At 70.2% G+C, this 18,950-nt stretch carries 16 protein-coding genes; 8 read left to right on the top strand and 8 right to left on the bottom strand.

Translation table 11 applies throughout. From position 1 onward, the window contains the following. The 7 genes from AC1DVI_RS26380 to AC1DVI_RS26350 form a co-directional block, all read right to left on the bottom strand. On the bottom strand, positions 1 to 605 hold a 605-nt coding region (locus AC1DVI_RS26380; RefSeq protein ID WP_476960503.1), incomplete at its 3' end, for an electron transfer flavoprotein subunit beta/FixA family protein. Between the two features lie 32 nt (positions 606 to 637). Next, positions 638 to 2,089: an FAD-binding oxidoreductase gene (locus AC1DVI_RS26375; protein WP_476960502.1), complete on the bottom strand. Its 1,452-nt coding sequence runs from the start codon at positions 2,087 to 2,089 to the stop codon at positions 638 to 640. A gap of 29 nt (positions 2,090 to 2,118) precedes the next feature. Beyond that, positions 2,119 to 3,573, bottom strand: coding sequence for an aldehyde dehydrogenase family protein (locus AC1DVI_RS26370; protein WP_476960501.1), 1,455 nt, complete (start codon positions 3,571 to 3,573; stop codon positions 2,119 to 2,121). Positions 3,574 to 3,725: 152 nt separating this feature from the next. Continuing rightward, positions 3,726 to 4,709 (bottom strand): ketopantoate reductase family protein, encoded by a 984-nt coding sequence (locus AC1DVI_RS26365; RefSeq protein ID WP_476960500.1) that lies wholly within the window; start codon positions 4,707 to 4,709, stop codon positions 3,726 to 3,728. Positions 4,710 to 4,734: 25 nt separating this feature from the next. Further along, positions 4,735 to 6,687, bottom strand: a complete 1,953-nt coding sequence (locus AC1DVI_RS26360; RefSeq protein ID WP_476960499.1) for a TRAP transporter large permease — start codon at positions 6,685 to 6,687, stop codon at positions 4,735 to 4,737. A 7-nt stretch (positions 6,688 to 6,694) separates the two neighbouring features. Then, entirely contained in the window at positions 6,695 to 7,342 is a 648-nt protein-coding gene (locus AC1DVI_RS26355) for a TRAP transporter small permease subunit (protein WP_476960498.1), read from the bottom strand. A 103-nt stretch (positions 7,343 to 7,445) separates the two neighbouring features. Then, a complete protein-coding gene (locus AC1DVI_RS26350) occupies positions 7,446 to 8,531 on the bottom strand; it encodes a TRAP transporter substrate-binding protein (protein WP_476960497.1) in 1,086 nt (361 codons plus the stop codon). A 373-nt stretch (positions 8,532 to 8,904) separates the two neighbouring features. Between AC1DVI_RS26350 and AC1DVI_RS26345 the strand changes: the two genes are divergently transcribed. The 8 genes from AC1DVI_RS26345 to AC1DVI_RS26310 all read left to right on the top strand — a co-directional run bounded on the left by AC1DVI_RS26345 (position 8,905) and on the right by AC1DVI_RS26310 (position 18,056). After that, complete coding sequence (locus AC1DVI_RS26345) at positions 8,905 to 11,562, top strand: 2-oxoglutarate dehydrogenase E1 component (protein ID WP_476960496.1); 2,658 nt, start codon at positions 8,905 to 8,907, stop codon at positions 11,560 to 11,562. Positions 11,563 to 11,819: 257 nt separating this feature from the next. After that, entirely contained in the window at positions 11,820 to 13,508 is a 1,689-nt protein-coding gene (locus AC1DVI_RS26340) for an acyl-CoA dehydrogenase family protein (protein WP_476960495.1), read from the top strand. A 111-nt stretch (positions 13,509 to 13,619) separates the two neighbouring features. After that, the gene (locus AC1DVI_RS26335; RefSeq protein ID WP_476960494.1) at positions 13,620 to 14,579 is read left to right on the top strand and encodes a LysR family transcriptional regulator; all 960 of its coding nucleotides are present in this window, start codon (positions 13,620 to 13,622) and stop codon (positions 14,577 to 14,579) included. 137 nt (positions 14,580 to 14,716) lie between these two features. Next, the gene (locus AC1DVI_RS26330; RefSeq protein WP_476960493.1) at positions 14,717 to 15,469 is read left to right on the top strand and encodes a glucose 1-dehydrogenase; all 753 of its coding nucleotides are present in this window, start codon (positions 14,717 to 14,719) and stop codon (positions 15,467 to 15,469) included. Positions 15,470 to 15,575: 106 nt separating this feature from the next. Further along, positions 15,576 to 16,781, top strand: a complete 1,206-nt coding sequence (locus tag AC1DVI_RS26325; RefSeq protein WP_476960492.1) for a CoA transferase — start codon at positions 15,576 to 15,578, stop codon at positions 16,779 to 16,781. 103 nt (positions 16,782 to 16,884) lie between these two features. After that, a complete protein-coding gene (locus tag AC1DVI_RS26320; protein WP_353861736.1) occupies positions 16,885 to 17,040 on the top strand; it encodes a hypothetical protein in 156 nt (51 codons plus the stop codon). Between the two features lie 133 nt (positions 17,041 to 17,173). Further along, positions 17,174 to 17,776, top strand: coding sequence for a cytochrome c oxidase subunit 3 family protein (locus tag AC1DVI_RS26315; RefSeq protein ID WP_476960491.1), 603 nt, complete (start codon positions 17,174 to 17,176; stop codon positions 17,774 to 17,776). Between the two features lie 4 nt (positions 17,777 to 17,780). Continuing rightward, on the top strand, positions 17,781 to 18,056 hold the full coding sequence (locus tag AC1DVI_RS26310; protein WP_476960490.1) for a cytochrome C oxidase subunit IV family protein: 276 nt from the start codon (positions 17,781 to 17,783) through the stop codon (positions 18,054 to 18,056). 33 nt (positions 18,057 to 18,089) lie between these two features. On the opposite strand, the gene AC1DVI_RS26305 is transcribed toward AC1DVI_RS26310, so the two are convergent. Continuing rightward, positions 18,090 to 18,866, bottom strand: coding sequence for a FadR/GntR family transcriptional regulator (locus AC1DVI_RS26305; RefSeq protein WP_476960489.1), 777 nt, complete (start codon positions 18,864 to 18,866; stop codon positions 18,090 to 18,092). Between the last annotated feature and the right edge of the window lie 84 nt (positions 18,867 to 18,950).

Raw genomic sequence — 18,950 nt, 5'->3', positions numbered from 1 at the left:
GCTTCGTTCTTCAGCTTGTCGACCAGGGCGGCCACGTCGGCGACCTTGACGCCGGCCTTGCGCTTGGCCGGCTCGGCGACCTTGAGCGTGGTCAGGCGCGGCGCCACGTCGACGCCCAGCGCGTCGGGCGCCAGCGTCTCGATGGGCTTCTTCTTGGCCTTCATGATGTTGGGCAGCGAGGCGTAGCGCGGCTCGTTCAGGCGCAGGTCGGCGGTGACCACCGCCGGCAGCGTCAGCTGCACCGTCTCCAGGCCGCCGTCGATCTCGCGGGTCACGGTGACCGAGCCCTCGCCCGGCACGATGAGCACCTTGGCGACGGCCAGCGGCTGCGTCTCGGCGTCGGTCTGCACCAGGATGCCGCGGTCGGCGCCCATGGCGAGCGCGGTGCGCAGCGTCTCCTGCGCCGCCGTCGGGCCGACGGTGACCACGATGACCTCGGTCGCCTTGCCGRCTTCCTTGAGGCGGACGGCCTCCTCGACGGCGATCTCGTCGAAGGGGTTCATGCTCATCTTCACGTTGGCGGTCTCAACGCCGGAACCGTCCGCCTTGACGCGGATCTTGACGTTGTAATCGACCACCCGCTTGACCGGGACGAGGACCTTCATGGGGATCAATCCTTGGACTGGCGGAACCGCGCTCAGGCGCGCAGGATCTTGCCGGGATTCATGATGTTGTGCGGATCGAAGGCGCGCTTCAGCGTCGCCATCATGTCCAGCTCGACCGGCGACTTGTAGCGCGGCATCTCGTCGATGCGCAGCCGCCCGATGCCGTGCTCGGCGGAAATGGAGCCGCCCAGCTCGACGACGATGTCGTGGACGATGGCGTTGACCGTCGCCAGCTTCGCCTTCCATTCGGCCGGGTCGCCGCCCTCCGCCTGGATCGGGTTGAAGTGGATGTTGCCGTCGCCGAGATGGCCAAAGGCGAAGGGGCGGATGCCCGGACACTCCCGCTCCAGCGCTGCGTTGGCGCGGTCGAGGAAGCGCGCCACGCGGGAGATCGGCACCGACACGTCGTGCTTGAAGGACACGCCCTCGCGCTTCTGCCCCTCCGGGATGCCCTCGCGGATGCGCCACAGCGAATCGGCCTGCGCCTTGGAGGCGGCGACGACGCCGTCCAGCACCTCGCCGGCCTCCATTCCGGCTTCCAGAATGCCTTCCAGCATCTCCATCAGGCGGTTGCCGCCGTCCTGGTCGGCCAGCTCGACCAGCACATACCAGGGGTAGCGGTCGCGCAGGGGATCGGGCACGTCCGGCACATGGCGGCGGGCCACGTCGATGCAGTCGCGCTGGATCAGCTCGAAGGTGATGATGCGGTCGCCGGCGACGCCCTTGGCGCGGGTCAGCAGATCGACGGCGTCGCTGGGGGCCGACACCGCGACCAGCGCCGTGGCAGTGGCGCGCGGCAGCGGCGACAGCTTCAGCACCGCGGCGGTGACGATGCCCAGCGTGCCCTCCGACCCGATGAAGATTTGCTTCATGTCGTAGCCGGCGTTGTCCTTGCGCAACCCGCGCAGACCGTCCCAGATCCGCCCGTCGGGCAGCACCACCTCCAGCCCGGCGACGAGGTTGCGCATGTTGCCGTAGCGCACGACCTGCACGCCGCCGGCGTTGGTGGCGATGTTGCCGCCGATCTGGCAGGAGCCTTCGGCGGCGAGGCTCATCGGGAACAGCCGGCCGATGTCGCGCGCCGCGTTCTGGATGTTGGCGAGGATGCAGCCGGCCTCCACCGTCATCGTGTCGTTGTCGATGTCGATCTCGCGGATGCGGTTCAGCCGGTTGGTCGAGAGGACGATCTCCGTCCCGTCGGCGTGCGGCTGGCTGGCCCCGGTTAGGCCGGTGTTGCCGCCCTGCGGCACGATGGGGGTGCGCGTTTCCGCACAGATCCGCACGACGGCGGCCAACGCCTCGGTGCTGTCGGGCAGCACCACGGCGGGGGAGCGGCCGACCCAGCCGTCGCGCCAGGATTCCATGAAGGGCTGCATGGTGCCGGGATCGGTGATCAGCCCGCGGTCGCCGACGATGGCGTGGATGGGGGCGAGCACGGCCGTCGCGAAGTCCGGCCGCCCGGCGGTCAGGGTGTGGTTGGGCAAGGTGGCTCTCCCTGGGCTTCGGTTCGGCGTCACAGCGCGCGATAGGCCGTCTTGATGATGGTGTAGAACTCGATGGCGGAGCGCCCCTGCTCGCGCGGGCCGTAGCTCGACATCTTCCGGCCGCCGAAGGGGACGTGGTAGTCGACGCCGGCCGTCGGCAGGTTCAGCATGGTCATGCCGGCCTGGATGTTGGCCTGGAAGTGGCGGGCGTGCTTCATCGAGTTGGTGATGATGCCCGACGACAGGCCGTAGTCGGTGTCGTTGGCCACATGCAGGGCCTCCTCGTAATCCTTGACGCGGATGACGCTGGCGACCGGGCCGAAGACCTCCTCCCGGTTGATGGTCATGGCGTTGCCGGTCTCGGTGAACAGGGTCGGGGCCAGGAACCAGCCGCGCGTCGGCCGGTCCAGCCGCCCGCCGCCGGACGCCAGCCGGGCGCCCTCCTTCAGGCCGGTGTCGATGTATTGCAGGTTCTTGGTCAGCTGGAACTCGTCGATGACCGGGCCGATCTGCGTCTCCGGCAGCAGGGCGTGGCCGACGCGCAGCGCCGCCATCCGTTCCGTCATCGCGGCGACGAAGGCGTCGTGGATCGAATCCTCGACGATGAAGCGGCCAGTGGCGGTGCAGCGCTGGCCGGCGTGGAAATAGGCGCTGTTGACGCCGATCTCGGCGGCGCGCTCCGGGTCGGCGTCGCCCAGCACGACCAGCGGGTTCTGGCCGCCCAGCTCCAGCTGGACGCGGATCATCCGCTCCGCGCAGCGCACGGCGATGCGCCGCCCGGTGTTGACCGAGCCGGTGAAGGACACGGCGTCCACCGCGTCGACCACGGCGGCGCCGACGTTCGGGCCAGCGCCGATCACCAAGTTGAACAGCGCCGTGGGCATGCCGTGGGCCTCCAGCGCCTCCGCGATGAGGCGGGTGACGGCGATGGAGATGCCGGGGGTCTTCTCCGACGGCTTCCAGATCACCGCGTTGCCGAAGGCCAGCGCCGGGGCGATCTTCCACATCGGCGTGGCGACCGGGAAGTTCCAAGGCGTGACGAGGCCGATGACGCCGACCGGCTCGCGCGTCACGTCGACCTCGACGCCGGGCCGCACCGAGCCCAGCGTCTCGCCCGGCGCGCGCAGCGCCTCGGCGGCGAAGAAGCGGGCGAGGTGGGCGGCGCGGGTGATCTCGCCCAGCGCGTCGGGGATGGTCTTGCCGCCCTCGGTCGCGGCGATGAGGGCCAGCTCGTCCTTGCGGTCGAACAGCGCGCGGGAAATGGCGTCGAGCACCAGCGAGCGCTGCTCCACCGTGGCGGCGCGCCATTGCGGCTGGGCGGCGCGCGCCGCGGCCACGGCCTCCGCCACGTCGTCGGCGCCGGCCAGGGAGTAGGAGCCGGCCAGCGTGTCGAGATTCGACGGGTTGAAGATGTCGAGCCGGTCGCGGCCCGGACGCCAGGAGCCGGCGATGAAGTTGGTGATGCGATCGGAAGCGGGGGACATGTTGGTTTTTCTCCGGGGACGTTCTTCGGTGGCGCTGGTGCTGCCCCCACCCCGACCCTCCCCCGCTGCGCAGGGGAGGGGGATTTTCGCGAAGCGGCGGCAGTCCCCTCCCCTGCGTGAGCGGGGGAGGGCTAGGGTGGGGGCAAGCGCGCTCAGTCGGCGCGCGCCACCCGCTCCTTCAGGGCGGTCAGCGCCCACAATGTTTCGATGGTCGGCACCGGCACGCCGCGGCGGCGGGCCAGCTCCAGGACGGTGGTCACGATGGGGTCGATCTCCATGCTGCGCCCCGCCTCGAAATCCTGGAGCATCGACGGCTTGTGGCCGGGCACGCCGCTGCCCCGGCTCAGCCGCTCGTCGATGTCGTCGGGCAGGGCGACGCCCCAGGCGTGGGCGACGTTCAGGCATTCGCGCATCAGCCGGCCCTGGACGGCGGCCATGCCGGGGGCCTGCTCCATGGCGCCCATGGTGGCGCCGGTCAGCACGCTGGTCGGGCCGACCGCCATGTTGAGCATCAGCTTGCTCCACAGCGGCACGCGGATGTCGGCGGGGAGGCGGGCGGTGGCGCCCGCGGCGTTGAAGGAGTCGGCCAGGGCCGCCAGCTTTTCCGCGTGGTCGCCGGGCCGGGGGGCGCCGAAGGCCAGCACCGGCAGGGCGGTGTGGGCGACGACGCCCGGTTCGACGATGCGGGCGGGCAGCACCTCCATCACGCAGGCGGCGACCCGCTCCGGCCCGATGGCCGACCAGATGGCCCCACCGGGATCGACCACCTCCAGCGGCTCCGGCGTCACACCGTCCCCGGCGCCGTACAGGTACCACCAGGGAATGCCGTTCTGCGCCGCGACCACCAGCGTGTCCGGCCCGCACAGCGCCGGGAAGGACGCGGCCAGGGCCGGCAGCCCGTGCCCCTTCACCGTGACGATCACCACATCCTGCGGGCCGAGGTCGGCGGCGGAGTCGCTGGCCCGCGGCCGGCTGGTCAGCGTTCCCTTCGGCGTCTGCACGGTCAGCCCGCCCTCGCGGATCACCGCGAGATGGGCGCCGCGGGCCAGCAGCGACAGCTCGTGCCGGCCCGTGGCGGCGAGATACCCGGCCAGCGCGCCGCCAACGGCGCCGGCTCCTACGACGGCGATGCGCATGTCGCTCTCCCTCTCTCGGTCTCGATCACTTGAATTCCAGCGGCGGCAGGTCGTCGTTCAGGTCGCCGCCGAGGCCCTTGAACTGCTCTTCGATCTGCTTGTCGTCGAGTTTGGTGGCGGTCGACTTGTAGTGCATGACCATCTGCGGGAAGGCGATCACCAGCGCCACCATGACGAGCTGGATGACGACGAAGGGCACCGCACCCCAGTAGATCTGGCTGGTCAGGACGGGGGCCGTCTCCTTCTTCGTGATGCGGTCGATGTAGGGCAGCTTCGGCGCCACTGAGCGCAGGAAGAACAGCGAGAAGCCGAAGGGCGGGTGCATGAAGCTGGTCTGCATGTTCACCGCCAGGATGATGCCGAACCACACCAGATCGATGCCCAGACGATCCGCCGCCGGGGCGAGCAGCGGGATGACGATGAAGGCCAGCTCGAAGAAGTCGAGGAAGAAGGCCAGCAGGAAGACCATCACGCTGACCGCGATCAGGAAGCCCATCTGGCCGCCGGGCAGGGAGACCATCAGCTCCTCGACCCAGATGTGGCCGTTGACGCCGTAGAAGGTCAGCGAGAACACCCGCGCGCCGATCAGGATGAACAGCACGAAGGACGCCAGCTTGGCCGTCGCGTAGGTCGCCTGCCGCACCATGTCGAGGTTCAGCCGCTTCTTCATGGCCGCCAGCGCCAGCGCGCCGACGGCGCCCATGGCGCCGCCCTCGGTCGGGGTGGCGAGACCGACGAAGATGGTGCCCAGCACCAGGAAGATCAGCGCCAGCGGCGGCACCATGACGAAGGTCGCCTGCTCGGCCATGCGGGAGATCAGGCGCCGGCCGCTCGTCCGCTCCACCACCGCCACCGCCAGGGCGTAGAGGGCGCCCGCCGCGACGGAATCGCCGACCAGCGCCAGGCTGGTCCACCCGTTCACCGTCAGCCACGCCGCCCCCGCCGTCAGCGCCGCCGTGGCGATGGCCTGAAGGACGAGGCGTTGCGCGCCGAAGCCGCGGTTGAAGGCCGCCGCCAGGAAGGCGACCAGCACCGCCACCGACAGCAGCAGCACGACGTAGTCGGCGCCGGACTTCACGTCGGTGCGGCCCATCACCCAAGTGGCGACCCCACCCGCGAACAGGGCCAGCAGGCCGAGCTGCCAGACGCCGCGCGCGCCGTTCGGCTCGCGGTGGGCGATGGCCTCCGGCGGCAGGCCGGGGGCGGCCTTGGGCCAGATCATCGAGACGACGAAGACGTAGAGCGCGTAGAGGCCCGACAGCAGCAGGCCGGGGACGAAGGCGGCCTCGTACATGTCGCCGACCGAGCGGCCGAGCTGGTCGGCCATGACGATCAGCACCAACGACGGCGGAATGATCTGGGCCAGCGTGCCCGACGCCGCGATGACGCCCGACGCCAGACGGCGGTCGTAGCCGTAGCGCAGCATGATCGGCAGCGAGATCAGGCCCATCGAGATGACCGACGCGGCCACCACGCCCGTCGTCGCGGCGAGCAGCGCGCCGACGAAGATCACCGCGTAGGCCAGACCACCGCGGATCGAGCCGAACAGCTGCCCGATGGTGTCGAGCAGGTCCTCGGCCATGCCGGAGCGCTCCAGCACCAGCCCCATGAAGGTGAAGAAGGGCACGGCCAGCAGCACGTCGTTGTTCATTGTGCCGTAGACGCGCTCGGGCAGCGCCTGGAACAGGTCGGGGCGGAACAGCCCGATCTCGATGCCGATCAGGCCGAACAGCAGCCCGTTGGCGGCCAGCGCGAAGGCCACCGGATAGCCCAGCAGCAGCATGCCGACCAGCGTGGCGAACATGATCGGCGCCATGTTGTGGCCGAACCAGCCGCGCCAGCCGTCCTGCTCGGCGAGCGCCGCGGCGCCGGGCACCGGCAGCACGTAGAGGGCCACGGCGACCACCGCCAGCAGCACCAGGGAGATGACGGACAGCCGGACGGCGCGCGGCGAAAGGGAGGGAGAGGTCGTGCTCATCGCGCGGTCACCGGCTGGGAAGTGTATCGGGGTGGGAGGTGCGCTCGCGCTCGGCGGCCAGCAGCCGTTCCGCCTCGGCCTCGGCCGCCGCCTGATGGCCGCCGGCCCGCTGGTTGGGGTCCTCCAGGTGGCCGGACATGATCGCGGCGCGCTTGGCCAGCTCGGACAGGCCCTGGATGAACAGCACGGTGAATCCCAACGGAATCAGCATCTTCGCCGGCCATTGCGGAAGGCCGCCGGCGTTCATCGACTGTTCCTCGATCGCGTAGGAGGCGATGGCGAAGGGCCAGGAGGTGACCAGCATCACGAAGCTGAAGGGAAGCAGGAAGGCCAGATGGCCGAACAGGTCGATGGTGTCGCGGGCGCGCTTGCCGAGCTGCGCGTTCACGATGTCGATGCGGATGTGCTCGTCCTCCTTCAGCGTCCAGGGGGAGCAGAGCAGGAACACCGCGGCGAACAGCACCCATTGCAGCTCCAGCCACGAATTGGAGCTGACATCGAAGGTCTTGCGGACGACGGCGTTGACGGCCGAGACCAGGATGGCCAGCACGATCAGCCAGGAAATCGCCTTGCCCAGCCGCGCGGTGACCGCGTCGACCAGCCGGCAGGTCCCGACCAGGGCCGTCATGAAGGGGGAAGCGTTGGGGGTCGGCATGGTGGGCAGGCCCTCCGGGAAAAGCCGGTCGCGCGGAACGCGACGATGCCACGGCCGGAGAGCGGCGGCCCCGCTCCCCGGTCATGGTTGACAAGGTGCCGGATCAGCGCCGGGCGAGACGGAGGACGGCGCTGTCGTAGGCGTATTCCGACGCCTGGTTCCACAGGTTCGAGTCCGTCTGGAAGCGGCGGTAGCTCTCGTAGAACTTCTTGAAGGTCGGGTTCTTGTCCGACAACTCGTCGTAAAGCTCCAGCGCCGCCTTGTGGCTGGCCTGCAGCACGTCCTGCGGGAAAGCGCGCAGCTTGGCGCCCTTCTCCACCACGCGCTTCAGCGCCGCCGGGTTCAGCACGTCGTAGCGCGCCACGCTGTCGACGTTGGCGAGCGCAGCCGCCGAGGTCAGCGCCGCCTGGTAATGCTTGGGCAGGCTGTTCCAGCGGTTCGTGTTGATGAAGAAATGCTGGAGCGAGGTGCCGTCCCACCAGCCCGGGTAGTAGTAGTTCGGCGCGATCTTGTAGAGGCCGAGCTTCTCGTCGTCGTAGGGGCCGTTGAACTCGGCGGCGTCGATGGTGCCGCGCTCCAGGGCCGGGTAGATGTCGCCGCCGCTGACCTGCTGCGGCACGACGCCCAGCTTGGACAGGATCTGGCCGCCGAGGCCGGAGATGCGGAACTTCAGCCCTTTGAGGTCCTCCGCGCTCTTGATTTCCTTGCGGAACCAGCCGCCCATCTGGGAGCCGGTGTTGCCACCGGCGAGCGCCTTCAGGTTGTGGCCGGCGTAGAACTCCTCCAGCAGCTTGCCGCCCTCGCCATGGTAGAACCAGGCGTTCTGCTGGCGGGTGTTCAGGCCGAAGGGCAGGCAGCAGCCGAAGGCGAAGCTCGGGTCCTTGCCGACATAGTAGTAGGACGCGGTGTGGGCCATCTCCACCGTGTCGTTGCTGGCGGCGTCGAGCGCCTGGAGCGCCGGCACCAGCTCGCCGGCGGCGAAGACCTGGATCTGGAACTTGCCGTCGGTGGCCTCGGCGATGTTCTTCGCCAGCACCTCGGCGCTGCCGTAGAGCACCTCGATGTTCTTCGGGAAGCTGGACACGCAGCGCCAGCGGATCGTCGGCTCCGACTGGGCAATGGCCGGGGCGGCGAGGGTGGAGGCGCCGGCAACGACGGCGGCACCCTTGAAGAATTGACGGCGCTTCATGTGGATCTTCCTCCCGAGATTTTTGTCGCCCGGACGAGGCGATGCCGGTCCGACGCGCTTGGTCCCCGGTGGGTGGCCGGGGAGGGTGTGGTGACCCTGACAGTGGATCAGGCGGCCGCACAGCGGAATGCGTTTCGCCGGCATATCAGCCATAAGCGCGGCAAGCCATCAGCGGAGCGAACGGTTTCATCCGAAACCCGCGGCGAGCCACCGTGAACGGTGCGGGCGCGGACGGTTTGCTATGCCCGCAATGAATATCTGCTACAGGCACGCCACGCGCTCCGCACCGCGCGATGGGTCGATAAGCTGAGGGCAACTGGTCTTCGACCGCCATCAAACCGACGGATGTTCAATCGCATGAACGGTGTGCGCCATGTCTAGGCTGTCCTCTCCGCTCAACGCCGCCGGAGCCGCCTATCTCGAAGCGTTGCAGGAACGCTTCCGCGAGGACCCCGCGTCGGTGGACGTAAGCTGGCGCGCCGTCTTCCAGATCCTGGACGAACTGGGCGCCGTTCCCGCCGGGGCGCCGGCCGGCGATCCGACGGTTCCGCTGCGGCATGAAGAGATCCGCCAGCGCGGTCACGCCGCCGCCGCCCTCGACCCGCTGGGCCGCGCGGCGCCCGCCGCATCCTCCGCGTCCGAGGACGCCCAGACCGCGCGCCTGCGCCGGCTCTACCAGGGCACGCTGACGCTGGAGACGGCGCACATCGACGATCCGGCCCTGCGCTCCTGGCTGCGCGACGCCTACGAGGGGGCGGAGACCGCTCCGCCCGCCGAGGCGCGCCGCCGTGCGCTGGCGCTGCTGACCGCCGCGGAGGAGTTCGAACGGCTGCTCGCCGTCCGCTACCCGACCAAGAAGCGCTTCGGGGCGGAAGGCATGGAGACACTGATCCCGCTGCTCGACCGCATCCTCGCGGCGGCGGCGGCGGCGGGCGTCACCGAGGTGCAGGTCGGGACCATGCACCGCGGCCGGCTCAGCCTGATGGCCAACGCGCTGGGCAAGCCGCTGGTCGAGCTGTTCGCCGGGATCAAGGGCATGCACCCCTTCCTGGCCGACCCGCCGGTTCCCGCCGACGTGCCCTATCACATGGGGGTGGAGAGCAATCTGTCCTTCGGCGAGCGGTCGCTGTCCCTGACTCTGTCGCCCAACCCGTCGCATCTGGAGGCCATCAACCCGGTCACGCTGGGCCGCGCGCGGGCGCGCCAGGACCTGGAGCGGGCGCAGGGCGGCGACGTCCGGCGGGTGCTCTGCGTGCTGCTGCACACCGACGCCAGCGTGATCGGCCAGGGCAGCGTGACGGAGGCGCTGCAACTGTCCGGCGTCCCCGGCTTCACCGTCGCCGGCACCATCCACGTCATCGTCAACAACCAGATCGGCTTCACCACCGAGCGGGAGGAGGCGCGGACCTCGCTCCACTGCACCGGCCTGTGGAAGGCGGTGGACAGCCCCATCCTGCACGTCAACGCCGACGATCCCGACGCCGCGCTGCGCGCCGCCGACCTTGCCGTGGCCTTCCGGCAGGCGCACGGGCGCGACGCGGTGATCGACCTCGTCGGCTACCGCCGCAACGGCCACAACGAGATCGACGAGCCGCGCTTCACCCAGCCGCTCGACTACAAGGCGATCGACGCCCATCCGCCGGCCCGCGCGCTCTACGCGCAGCGGCTGGCCGCCGACGGGCTGGTCGGCCCCGACGAGGCCGAGGCGCTGGCCGCCGGGCACAAGACCCGCTTCCAGGAGGCGCTGGCCGCGGCCTCCGACCATCGGCCGAACCACGACGGCTTCCCCGGCGGGCGCTGGGCGCCCTTCGCCCCGGCCGGCGCGCTTCCCGCCGAACCGGACACCGGCATCGCCGACGACCGGCTGCGTGGGCTGCTGGCGGCGCTGGCCGCCATTCCCGACGGGCTGGCCGTGGACCGCAAGGTGGAGCGTGTCATCCGCCGCCGCGCCGAGGAGCCGCTGGATTGGGCGACCGGCGAGGCGCTGGCCTTCGCCACGCTGCTGGCCGAGGGGACGCCGGTGCGGCTGACCGGCCAGGACGTGGTGCGCGGCGCCTTCTCGCACCGCCATTTCGCGCTGACCGACACCGTCACCGGGCGCCGCCATGTCAGCCTGAACCATCTGGGGGTGGAGCAGGCGCGGTTCGACGTGGTCAACAGCCCGCTGTCGGAATACGCCGTCCTCGGCTTCGAGTACGGCTACAGCCTGGAGCGGCCCGACGCGTTGGTGATCTGGGAAGCGCAGTTCGGCGACTTCGCCAACGGCGCGCAGATCATGATCGACCAATTCATCGTCAGCGCCGAGGACAAGTGGCGCCAGCCCTCCGGCCTCGTCATCCTGCTGCCGCATGGGCTGGAGGGGCAGGGGCCGGAGCACTCCTCCGCCCGGCCGGAGCGCTTCCTCCAGATGGCGGCGCGCGACAACATCCGCGTCGCCCACCCCTCCACCCCGGCCAACTACTTCCACCTGCTGCGCCGGCAGATGCTGCGCCGCGACCGCAAGCCGCTGGTGGTGCTGAGCCCGAAGACGCTGCTGCGCCTGCCCGCCGCCGTGTCGACGCTGGCCGAACTCGCGCCGGGCACCGCCTTCCAGCCGGTCGTTGTCACCGCCGGGGCGCGGGTCGAGCACATCCTGCTGTGCAGCGGCAAGCTGGCCTACGAGCTGGAGCGCGAGCGGGCCGAACGGGGGGCCGACGCGGTGGCGGTGGTCCGGCTGGAAATGCTGTACCCTCTGCCCGACGCCGCTCTGTCGGCGCTGTTCCGCCGCTGGCCGGGCGCGTCCTGCGCCTGGGTGCAGGAGGAGCCGTGCAACCTCGGCGCCTGGACCTATCTGGACCGCCGTCTGGAGGCGTTGCGGGCCGCCGCCGGCTGCGCCGAACCGCGCGTCGCCTGCGTGGCCCGCGACGAGGCGGCCTCGCCCGCCGGCAGCTTCCACGGCGACCACGAGGCCGACCAGCGCCGGCTGGTGGAGCAGGCCTTCGCCGGGATCGCCGCGTCCCTCCCGCCCCGCGAGACGATCGCGGCGGATTGACGCCCCGGCCCTGAAATCCCTCTCCCCTCCGGGGAGAGGGGAGGGTGAGGGGGCAGCGTGGGCTGYAAGCCCGCGCCAGGGGATTGCCAAGGGGCAGYMTGCCCCTTGGTGGTGCGCCGCAGGCGCACCGATCCCCCTCACCCTCCCCTCTCCCCGGAGGGGGGCGAGGGCAATAATGGCTGAATGCGATTGCCCTGCTTCCTCCGGGGGAGGACAGACGGGCTGAACCAAAACAACACGCACCGAGGAAACGCGCCATGTCGTCCACACCAACCTCCAACGGCCCGCTTGCGCTGTCCGACCTGCTGCCCACCACGGCGGGGGCACTCGACGCGGTGGCGCGGCTGGCCGAGGCTGCCGAGCGCGGTGTCGCCGCGCTGGTGGCGCCGGACGGGCGCGTCGATGCAGCGGCGCTCGACCGCCATCAGGTGGCGGCGCACGGCTTCGCCTGGGTAGCGACCTACGCCGAGGCGCTGCGCCAGATGCAGGGCTGGGCGGAGCGGCTGGATCGCGCCGGCCGGCTGGGGGAGCTGGAGGCGTGCATGCTCCAGGCCGCCTTCGGCGAGTATCTGGCCCAGCTCGACGGCGGTCTGGCGATGAGCCAGGGCGAGATCGTCCGCCCCGCCGATTTCGGGCTGGACGACGCGGAGCGCGCCGCCTTCCGCACCGACGCGGTGCGCCGGCTGATCGCCGCCGGCAACGCCTCCGCCCTGCGGCTGCGCATCGCCGAGCTGCTGGCCGACGCGCTGCACGGGGGCGGCTTCGGCGAGGCGGCGCTGGAGGACGAGGCGCTCGACATGGTGCGCGAGCAGTTCCGCCGCTTCGTCGCCGACGTGGTGGAGCCGCACGCCCACGAGTGGCACCTCAAGGACGAGCTGATCCCGATGCCGGTCGTCGAACAGATGGCCGAGATGGGTGTCTTCGGCCTGACCGTTCCGGAGGAGGACGGCGGGCTCGGCATGGGCAAGCTCGCCATGTGCGTGGTGACGGAGGAACTGTCGCGCGGCTACATCGGCGTCGGCTCGCTCGGCACCCGCGCGGAGATCGCCGCCGAGCTGATCCGCCTGGGCGGCACCGCCGAGCAGCGGGCGCGCTGGCTGCCGCGCATCGCCTCGGGGGAAATTCTGCCGACCGCCGTCTTCACCGAGCCCAACACCGGTTCCGACCTGGGCAGCCTGCGCACCCGCGCTGTGCTGGACGGCGACACCTACCGCGTCACCGGGGCGAAGACCTGGATCACCCACGGCAGCCGGTCGGACCTGATGACGCTGCTGGTGCGCACCGACCCGGACGCCCCCGGCTACCGCGGCCTGTCGATGCTGCTGGCCGAGAAGCCGCGCGGCAGCGAGGCGGACCCCTTCCCGGCCGAGGGCATGAGCGGCGGCGAGATCCCGGTTCTCGGCTATCGCGGCATGAAGGAGTACGAGATCGGCTTCGACGGCTTCGCGGTGCCGCGCGAAAACCTGCTGGGCGGGGTCGAGGGCCAGGGCTTCAAGCAGCTGATGGCGACCTTCGAATCCGCCCGCGTGCAGACCGCCGCCCGCGCCGTCGGCGTGGCGCAGAACGCCATGGAACTCGGCCTGCGCTACGCCCAGGAGCGCGTCCAGTTCGGCCGCCCGCTCGCCGCCTTCCCGCGCGTCGCCGGCAAGATCGCCTGGATGGCGGTCGAGACGATGATTGCCCGCCAGCTCACCTACTTCGCCGCGCGCGAGAAGGACAGCGACCGCCGCTGCGACATCGAGGCCGGCATGGCCAAGCTCCTGGCCGCGCGCGTCGCCTGGTCGAACGCCGACAACGCGGTGCAGATTCACGGCGGCAACGGCTACGCGGTGGAATATCCGATCAGCCGTGTGCTGTGCGACGCCCGCATCCTGAATATTTTCGAAGGGGCAGCAGAAATCCAGGCCCAGGTTGTGGCGCGCGGCCTGCTCACCCGGCGCAATTGATCGTGAGACACGGCGGAGGACCGGGCAGGACTGACCTGTCAGGACTCCGCTTGTGTCATACCGGAGTATTCGCTATCCGACGCGGAGGCCGAACGACGAGACCTGCTTCTCATGGAACTTCTGGAATTGCGCTACTTTGTTCAGGTGGCCGACCTTGGCAGCTTTTCCAAGGCGTCGGTCAAGCTTGGCATCACCCAGCCGGCGCTCAGCCGGCAGGTGCAGAAGCTGGAGCACGAGCTGCGCACCAGCCTGTTCTACCGCCATGGGCGCGGCGTCTCGCTGACCCAGCAGGGGCGCAAGCTCTATGACGTGGTCCGCCATCTGCTGGGCGCGCTGTCTGAGATCAAGGAGGAGATCCAGGACCAGTCGGAACGGCTGACCGGGTCGGTCACTCTGGGCCTCCCACCGTCGATCTGCGCCACGCTGGGGGCGCCGCTGGCCCGCCGCTTTCACGAGAACTACCCCGACGCCACGCTGCGCATCCACGAGGTGTTCAGCGGCACGCTTCTGGAATGGGTCGAGGGCGGGCGGCTCGACCTCGCCGTGCTCTACGACGCCCGGCGCGGGCGCAGCATGCTGTCCTCGCCGCTGCTCGTGGAGAATCTGCTGCTGGTCCAGTCCGCCAAGGACGCGGTGGCCGGCGACGACGGGCCGGTCGAGGTGGAGACGCTGGGCGGCCTGCGCTTCGTGCTGCCGGGGCTGGAGAACGGCCTGCGCCGGGTGGTGGACGCGGCGGTGCGGCGGGCCGACATCGACCTCCAGGTCGACATGGAGATCGATTCCGTCACCGCCATCAAGCAGCTGGTGGAGGAGGGCATGGGCTCGACCATCCTGCCCTTCGGCGCCGTCCACCGCGAGGTGCGCCAGGGCCGGCTGATCGCCCGCGAAATCAGCTCCAAGGACATGCACGCCATGCTCGTCACCGCGACGCCGCTGCACCAGCCGGTGTCGAAGGCGACGCGCGCCCTGCTGCGGCTGATCCACGCCGAGGTGGCGAAATGCGTCGCCAACGGCGTGCTGATGGGCAAGGTCGTCGCCCCCGGCAGCGCCGGGGAGAACAGCGCCCCCTGACTCGATGGCCATTCTGACTCGATGGTCATGACCGGCTGTGCGGGCTGATAGCAGCTATGACGGATGGTCCATAGCACGGCCGGTGCGGCGCGGATAGCCTCCCCATCACCACATAATCCCTTGGGGAGGAAACAAGAATGACGAAGCGTCTGGACGGCAAGGTCGCCCTGATCACTGGTGCGGCGCAGGGGCTGGGCCTCGCGATGGCCGAGACCTTCGTGCGCGAGGGTGGCCGCGTCGCGGTCGTGGACATCAACGGCGACGCCGCCAAGGCGGTCGCGGAGCGTCTGGGCGACGCCGCCATCGGCATCGCCGCCAACGTGACCAAGATGGCGGATGTCGAGATGACCATCGCCGCCACCGTCGAAAAGTTCGGGCGGCTGGACATCCTGGTCAACAACGCCGGTTCCACCCACGCCAACGGCCCGTTCGAGAACGTGACGGAGGAGGAGTTCGACCGCGTCTTCGCGCTGAACGTCAAGTCGATCTACCTCTATTCCAAGGCGGTCGTCGCGACCATGCGGGCGCAGAAGTCCGGTGTGATCCTGAATCTCGGCTCCACCGCCGGCCTGCGGCCGCGCCCGGGCCTGGTCTGGTACAACGCGACCAAGGGTGCGGTGCACAACATCACGAAGTCGCTGGCGCTGGAGCTGGCGCCGGACAACATCCGCGTCTGCGCGCTCGCCCCGGTCGCCACCGAGACACCGCTGCTTGCCACCTTCATGGGCGGCGACACCCCGGAGAAGCGCGCGCGCATGATGGGCATCGTGCCGCTCGGCCGCCTGGGCCAGCCGACCGACGTCGCCAACGCCGCCCTCTACCTCGCGTCGGACGAGGCGGCCTTCCTGACCGGCGTGGTGCTGGAGATCGACGGCGGGCGTTGCGTGTAAAGCGCATCAGCCTTTGCCCCCACCCCGGCCCTCCCCCGCTTCGCAGGGGAGGGTTAGGGTGGGGGCACCCGTCCACCACGTTGTTTCCATCTGGATCGAGACTCCCATGTCCTCGCTTCTCTCCGATCTGCGCGTCGTCGAGGTGTCGGCCTTCATCGCCGCGCCGCTGGGCGGCATGACGCTGGCCCAGCTGGGCGCGGAGGTGATCCGCATCGACCCCATCGGCGGCAACATCGACTATCGGCGCTGGCCGGTGGCGCCGAACGGCACCAGCCTCTACTGGACCGCGCTGAACAAGGCGAAACGGTCGGTGACGCTGGCGCTCGACCGGCCGGAGGGGCGGGAGATCGCCCAGGCGATCATCACCGCCTCGGGCGAGAATGCGGGCTTCCTGCTGACCAACCTGCCGGCCAGCGGCTGGATGGGCTACGAGGCGCTGTCGGCCAGGCGCGACGACCTGATCATGCTGCGGCTGACCGGCAACCCGGACGGCTCGGCGGCGGTGGACTACACCGTCAACTGCGCCAGCGGCTTCCCGATGGCGACCGGTCGCGGTGGCGAGCCGGTGAACCATGTGCTGCCGGCCTGGGACGTCGCCGCCGGCCTCTATCTCGCCACCGGCCTGCTGGCGGCGGAGCGGCATCGCCGCCGCACCGGACGCGGGCAGGAAGTGACGGTGGCGCTGGCCGACGTGATGCTGGCGACCGTCGGCAACCTCGGCTACCTCGCCGACGTCCGGGTCAACGGCGCCGTGCGGCCGGCGATGGGCAACGACCTCTGCGGCGCCTATGGGCGCGACTTCGCCACCGCCGACGGGCGGCGGGCGATGGTCGTCGCCATCTCCAACCGCCAGTGGAAGGCGCTGGGCAAGGCGACCGGGCTGACCGAGCGGCTGGCGATGATCGGCCCGCTGATGGACGTGGACATGAACGACGAGGGCGGGCGTTTCCTGGCGCGCGACGCCATCTCTGCCGTGCTCGCCCCCTGGTTCGCCGCCCGCACCTTGGCCGAGGTGGAGAGCGCTTTCGCCGGGGCGGGCGTGCTGTGGGGGCCGTACCGGGATTTCGGCCAGCTGGTGGCGGAGGACGCGCGCTGCTCCACCGCCAACCCGCTGTTCCGCGAGGTCGAGCAGCCGGAGGTCGGGCCGCTGCTGGTTCCCGGCTCGCCCCTCGGCTTCCCCGGCCTGGGCGAACGCAGCGACCACCGCCCGGCGCCCGTCCTGGGACAGGACACCGACGCGGTGCTGGCCGACCTGCTCGCCCTGCCGTCCGCCGAGATCGGCCGCCTGCACGACGCCGGCATCGTTGCCTGACCGCAATCCCGTTCCGCAGGGGAGTGAGACGACCGGCGCGCGGGCGTGTTGGTGAGGCTTACGGCGGGCCGCAGCGGCCCGCCTCATGCCGGAGGATGACGCGATGGGCGACAACCGCAACACCGACTCCCAACCGCAAGCCGAGAACGACCGTGCGACCGGCAAGCCCGACGACCAGCCGGCGGCGACCAAGGACGAAATGACCAAGGCCCAGGAGGACGCCGCGCGGGAGCGTGCGGAAAAGGGCGGCTATCAGTGACGGGCGTTTGACGATCGGCGCCGTCCGGTCCCGCTGAACGGCAACGCTCCGCGAGTTTGCCCCCGGGCAAAGACGGGGTTCGTCTCCCGCGTCATGGTCCCTTCCGGTCATCACTTCCGGAGGCACAGCGGACATGACGGAAACTCCCGTACCGACGGCGGTCGTCATCGCGGACGGGGCTGCGGACGGGGAGGCCGCCGACTGGGGGCCTCTCTCCAGCCTGCCCGGCAACCCCATGATGTGGATTCTCATCCTGGGAGAGCTGGCGGCCTTCGGGGCGATGTTCATCGGCTTCGCGGTGGCGCGCGCGCTGGACCCGGCGACCTTCGACGCCTCGCAGGCGCAGTTGGACCGCTTGCTCGGCGGCGTGAACACGATGGTCCTGGTGACGAGTGGCTGGCTGGTCGCGGTCGCCGTGCGGCGCCGGGCCTCGGGCCGCTCCCATCGCATGGCGATGCTCGGCGCGATGGCCCTCGGCGGCGTGTTCCTCGCCATCAAGGCCGTCGAGTACGGCGACAAGATCGGCCGGGACCTCACGCTGGAGACCAACAGCTTCTTCCAGCTCTACTACCTGATGACCGGCTTTCACGCGATGCACGTCGCCGCGGGCATTGTGATCCTGGGCATCGTCACGTGGTGGGACAGCCTGGAGAATCTGGAGACCGGGGCCGCCTTCTGGCACATGGTGGACCTGATCTGGGTGCTGCTCTACCCCATCGTCTATCTGTTGAGGTGAAGCGATGGCGATCCTGACGCGCACCTGGATGGTTCTGATGCTGCTCACCGCCGTCTCGATGTGGGCTGGGCATGGCGGCGGTGGTCTCGGGCCGCTCGGGGTCGGACTCGTCCTCGCCGCGGCCAATCTCAAGGCCGACCGGATTCTCACCCATTACCTGGACCTTCACCGCGCGGACGGCGGCTGGCGGACGTTGTTCCGGATACTGCTCACGCTGCTGGGAATGGCGATCTTTGGGATTTACGTGCTTGTCCCGATGATCGGTCCAGCTCTTCGCTGAGGGGCGGTTCGGACCCGTCGCCGGGCCGGGCCGTCACAGGTCAATGGCCGCGTCCGGCTCCGCCGCGGCTCCCTGGCTCGACGCCGCCAGCAGATTGGCGCGGACCAGCGTCAGGTGCTGGAGCAGTTCGGCGCGGGCCTTCGCCCCGTCGCGGTCGAGCAGGGCCGAGACGATGCGGCGGTGCTGCTCCTGATAGATCGCGCGGCGCTGCGGGGTCACGCTGCGCGCCTTCAGCCGGCCCCACTCGGGCTGGTTGCGGATGTCGTTGATGGCGTCATAGATGTCCATCAGCAGGCCGTTCTTCGTCGCGGCGATGATGGCGACGTGGAGCATCCCGTCCCAATGCTCGAAGTCGGGCACATCGCGCGCCTGATCGGCGCGCAGCAGGCACTCCTCCAGCCGTTGCAGGTCGGCCGCGTTCGCCCGGCTGGCGGCCAGCTCCGCCGCCAGCGGCTCGACCATCAGCCGCACCTCCATCACCTCGGTCGGGCTGGCGCCGTGGATGCGCCGGACGAGGTTCTCGCCCTCCCGTGGCGCGAGCAGGCGGAGCGCCGCCCCGAGCGCCGGCTCCAGGCTGCCCGCGACGAAGGAGCCGCGACCGACCTGGCGCACGATCTTCCCCTGGTCCTCCAGCTGGCGCAGGCTCTTGCGCAGCGTGTTGCGGGACACGCCGAAGCGCTTCTCCAGATCGCGCTCCGTCGGCAGCTTGGTGCCGGGCCCCCAGCTGCCATCGGCGATGTTGCGCTCGATGAACTGCACGACGGCGTTGGCGCCGTTGGCCGCCCGGTCCCTGAGATTCAGCGTGTCCATTCCCGTCCTCGTTCCGAGGAGATGATCCAAACGTGATCCAATTCTATCCCGCTCCTGGGCGTTCCGCAACGCAAACCTTCAACT

It is taken from the genome of Azospirillum sp. P4_B5 (assembly GCF_056402275.1).
This window is presented reverse-complemented; position numbering and strand designations above follow the sequence as displayed.

What these genes read in the sequence shown, in the direction of transcription:
- AC1DVI_RS26370 (WP_476960501.1), bottom strand. Translation starts at nt 3,573, where the DNA reads ATGTCCCCCGCTTCCGATCGCATCACCAACTTCATCGCCGGCTCCTGG.
- AC1DVI_RS26365 (WP_476960500.1), bottom strand. Translation starts at nt 4,709, where the DNA reads ATGCGCATCGCCGTCGTAGGAGCCGGCGCCGTTGGCGGCGCGCTGGCC.
- AC1DVI_RS26360 (WP_476960499.1), bottom strand. Translation starts at nt 6,687, where the DNA reads ATGAGCACGACCTCTCCCTCCCTTTCGCCGCGCGCCGTCCGGCTGTCC.
- AC1DVI_RS26355 (WP_476960498.1), bottom strand. Translation starts at nt 7,342, where the DNA reads ATGCCGACCCCCAACGCTTCCCCCTTCATGACGGCCCTGGTCGGGACC.
- AC1DVI_RS26350 (WP_476960497.1), bottom strand. Translation starts at nt 8,531, where the DNA reads ATGAAGCGCCGTCAATTCTTCAAGGGTGCCGCCGTCGTTGCCGGCGCC.
- AC1DVI_RS26345 (WP_476960496.1), top strand. Translation starts at nt 8,905, where the DNA reads ATGTCTAGGCTGTCCTCTCCGCTCAACGCCGCCGGAGCCGCCTATCTC.
- AC1DVI_RS26340 (WP_476960495.1), top strand. Translation starts at nt 11,820, where the DNA reads ATGTCGTCCACACCAACCTCCAACGGCCCGCTTGCGCTGTCCGACCTG.
- AC1DVI_RS26335 (WP_476960494.1), top strand. Translation starts at nt 13,620, where the DNA reads ATGGAACTTCTGGAATTGCGCTACTTTGTTCAGGTGGCCGACCTTGGC.
- AC1DVI_RS26330 (WP_476960493.1), top strand. Translation starts at nt 14,717, where the DNA reads ATGACGAAGCGTCTGGACGGCAAGGTCGCCCTGATCACTGGTGCGGCG.
- AC1DVI_RS26325 (WP_476960492.1), top strand. Translation starts at nt 15,576, where the DNA reads ATGTCCTCGCTTCTCTCCGATCTGCGCGTCGTCGAGGTGTCGGCCTTC.
- AC1DVI_RS26320 (WP_353861736.1), top strand. Translation starts at nt 16,885, where the DNA reads ATGGGCGACAACCGCAACACCGACTCCCAACCGCAAGCCGAGAACGAC.
- AC1DVI_RS26315 (WP_476960491.1), top strand. Translation starts at nt 17,174, where the DNA reads ATGACGGAAACTCCCGTACCGACGGCGGTCGTCATCGCGGACGGGGCT.
- AC1DVI_RS26310 (WP_476960490.1), top strand. Translation starts at nt 17,781, where the DNA reads ATGGCGATCCTGACGCGCACCTGGATGGTTCTGATGCTGCTCACCGCC.
- AC1DVI_RS26305 (WP_476960489.1), bottom strand. Translation starts at nt 18,866, where the DNA reads ATGGACACGCTGAATCTCAGGGACCGGGCGGCCAACGGCGCCAACGCC.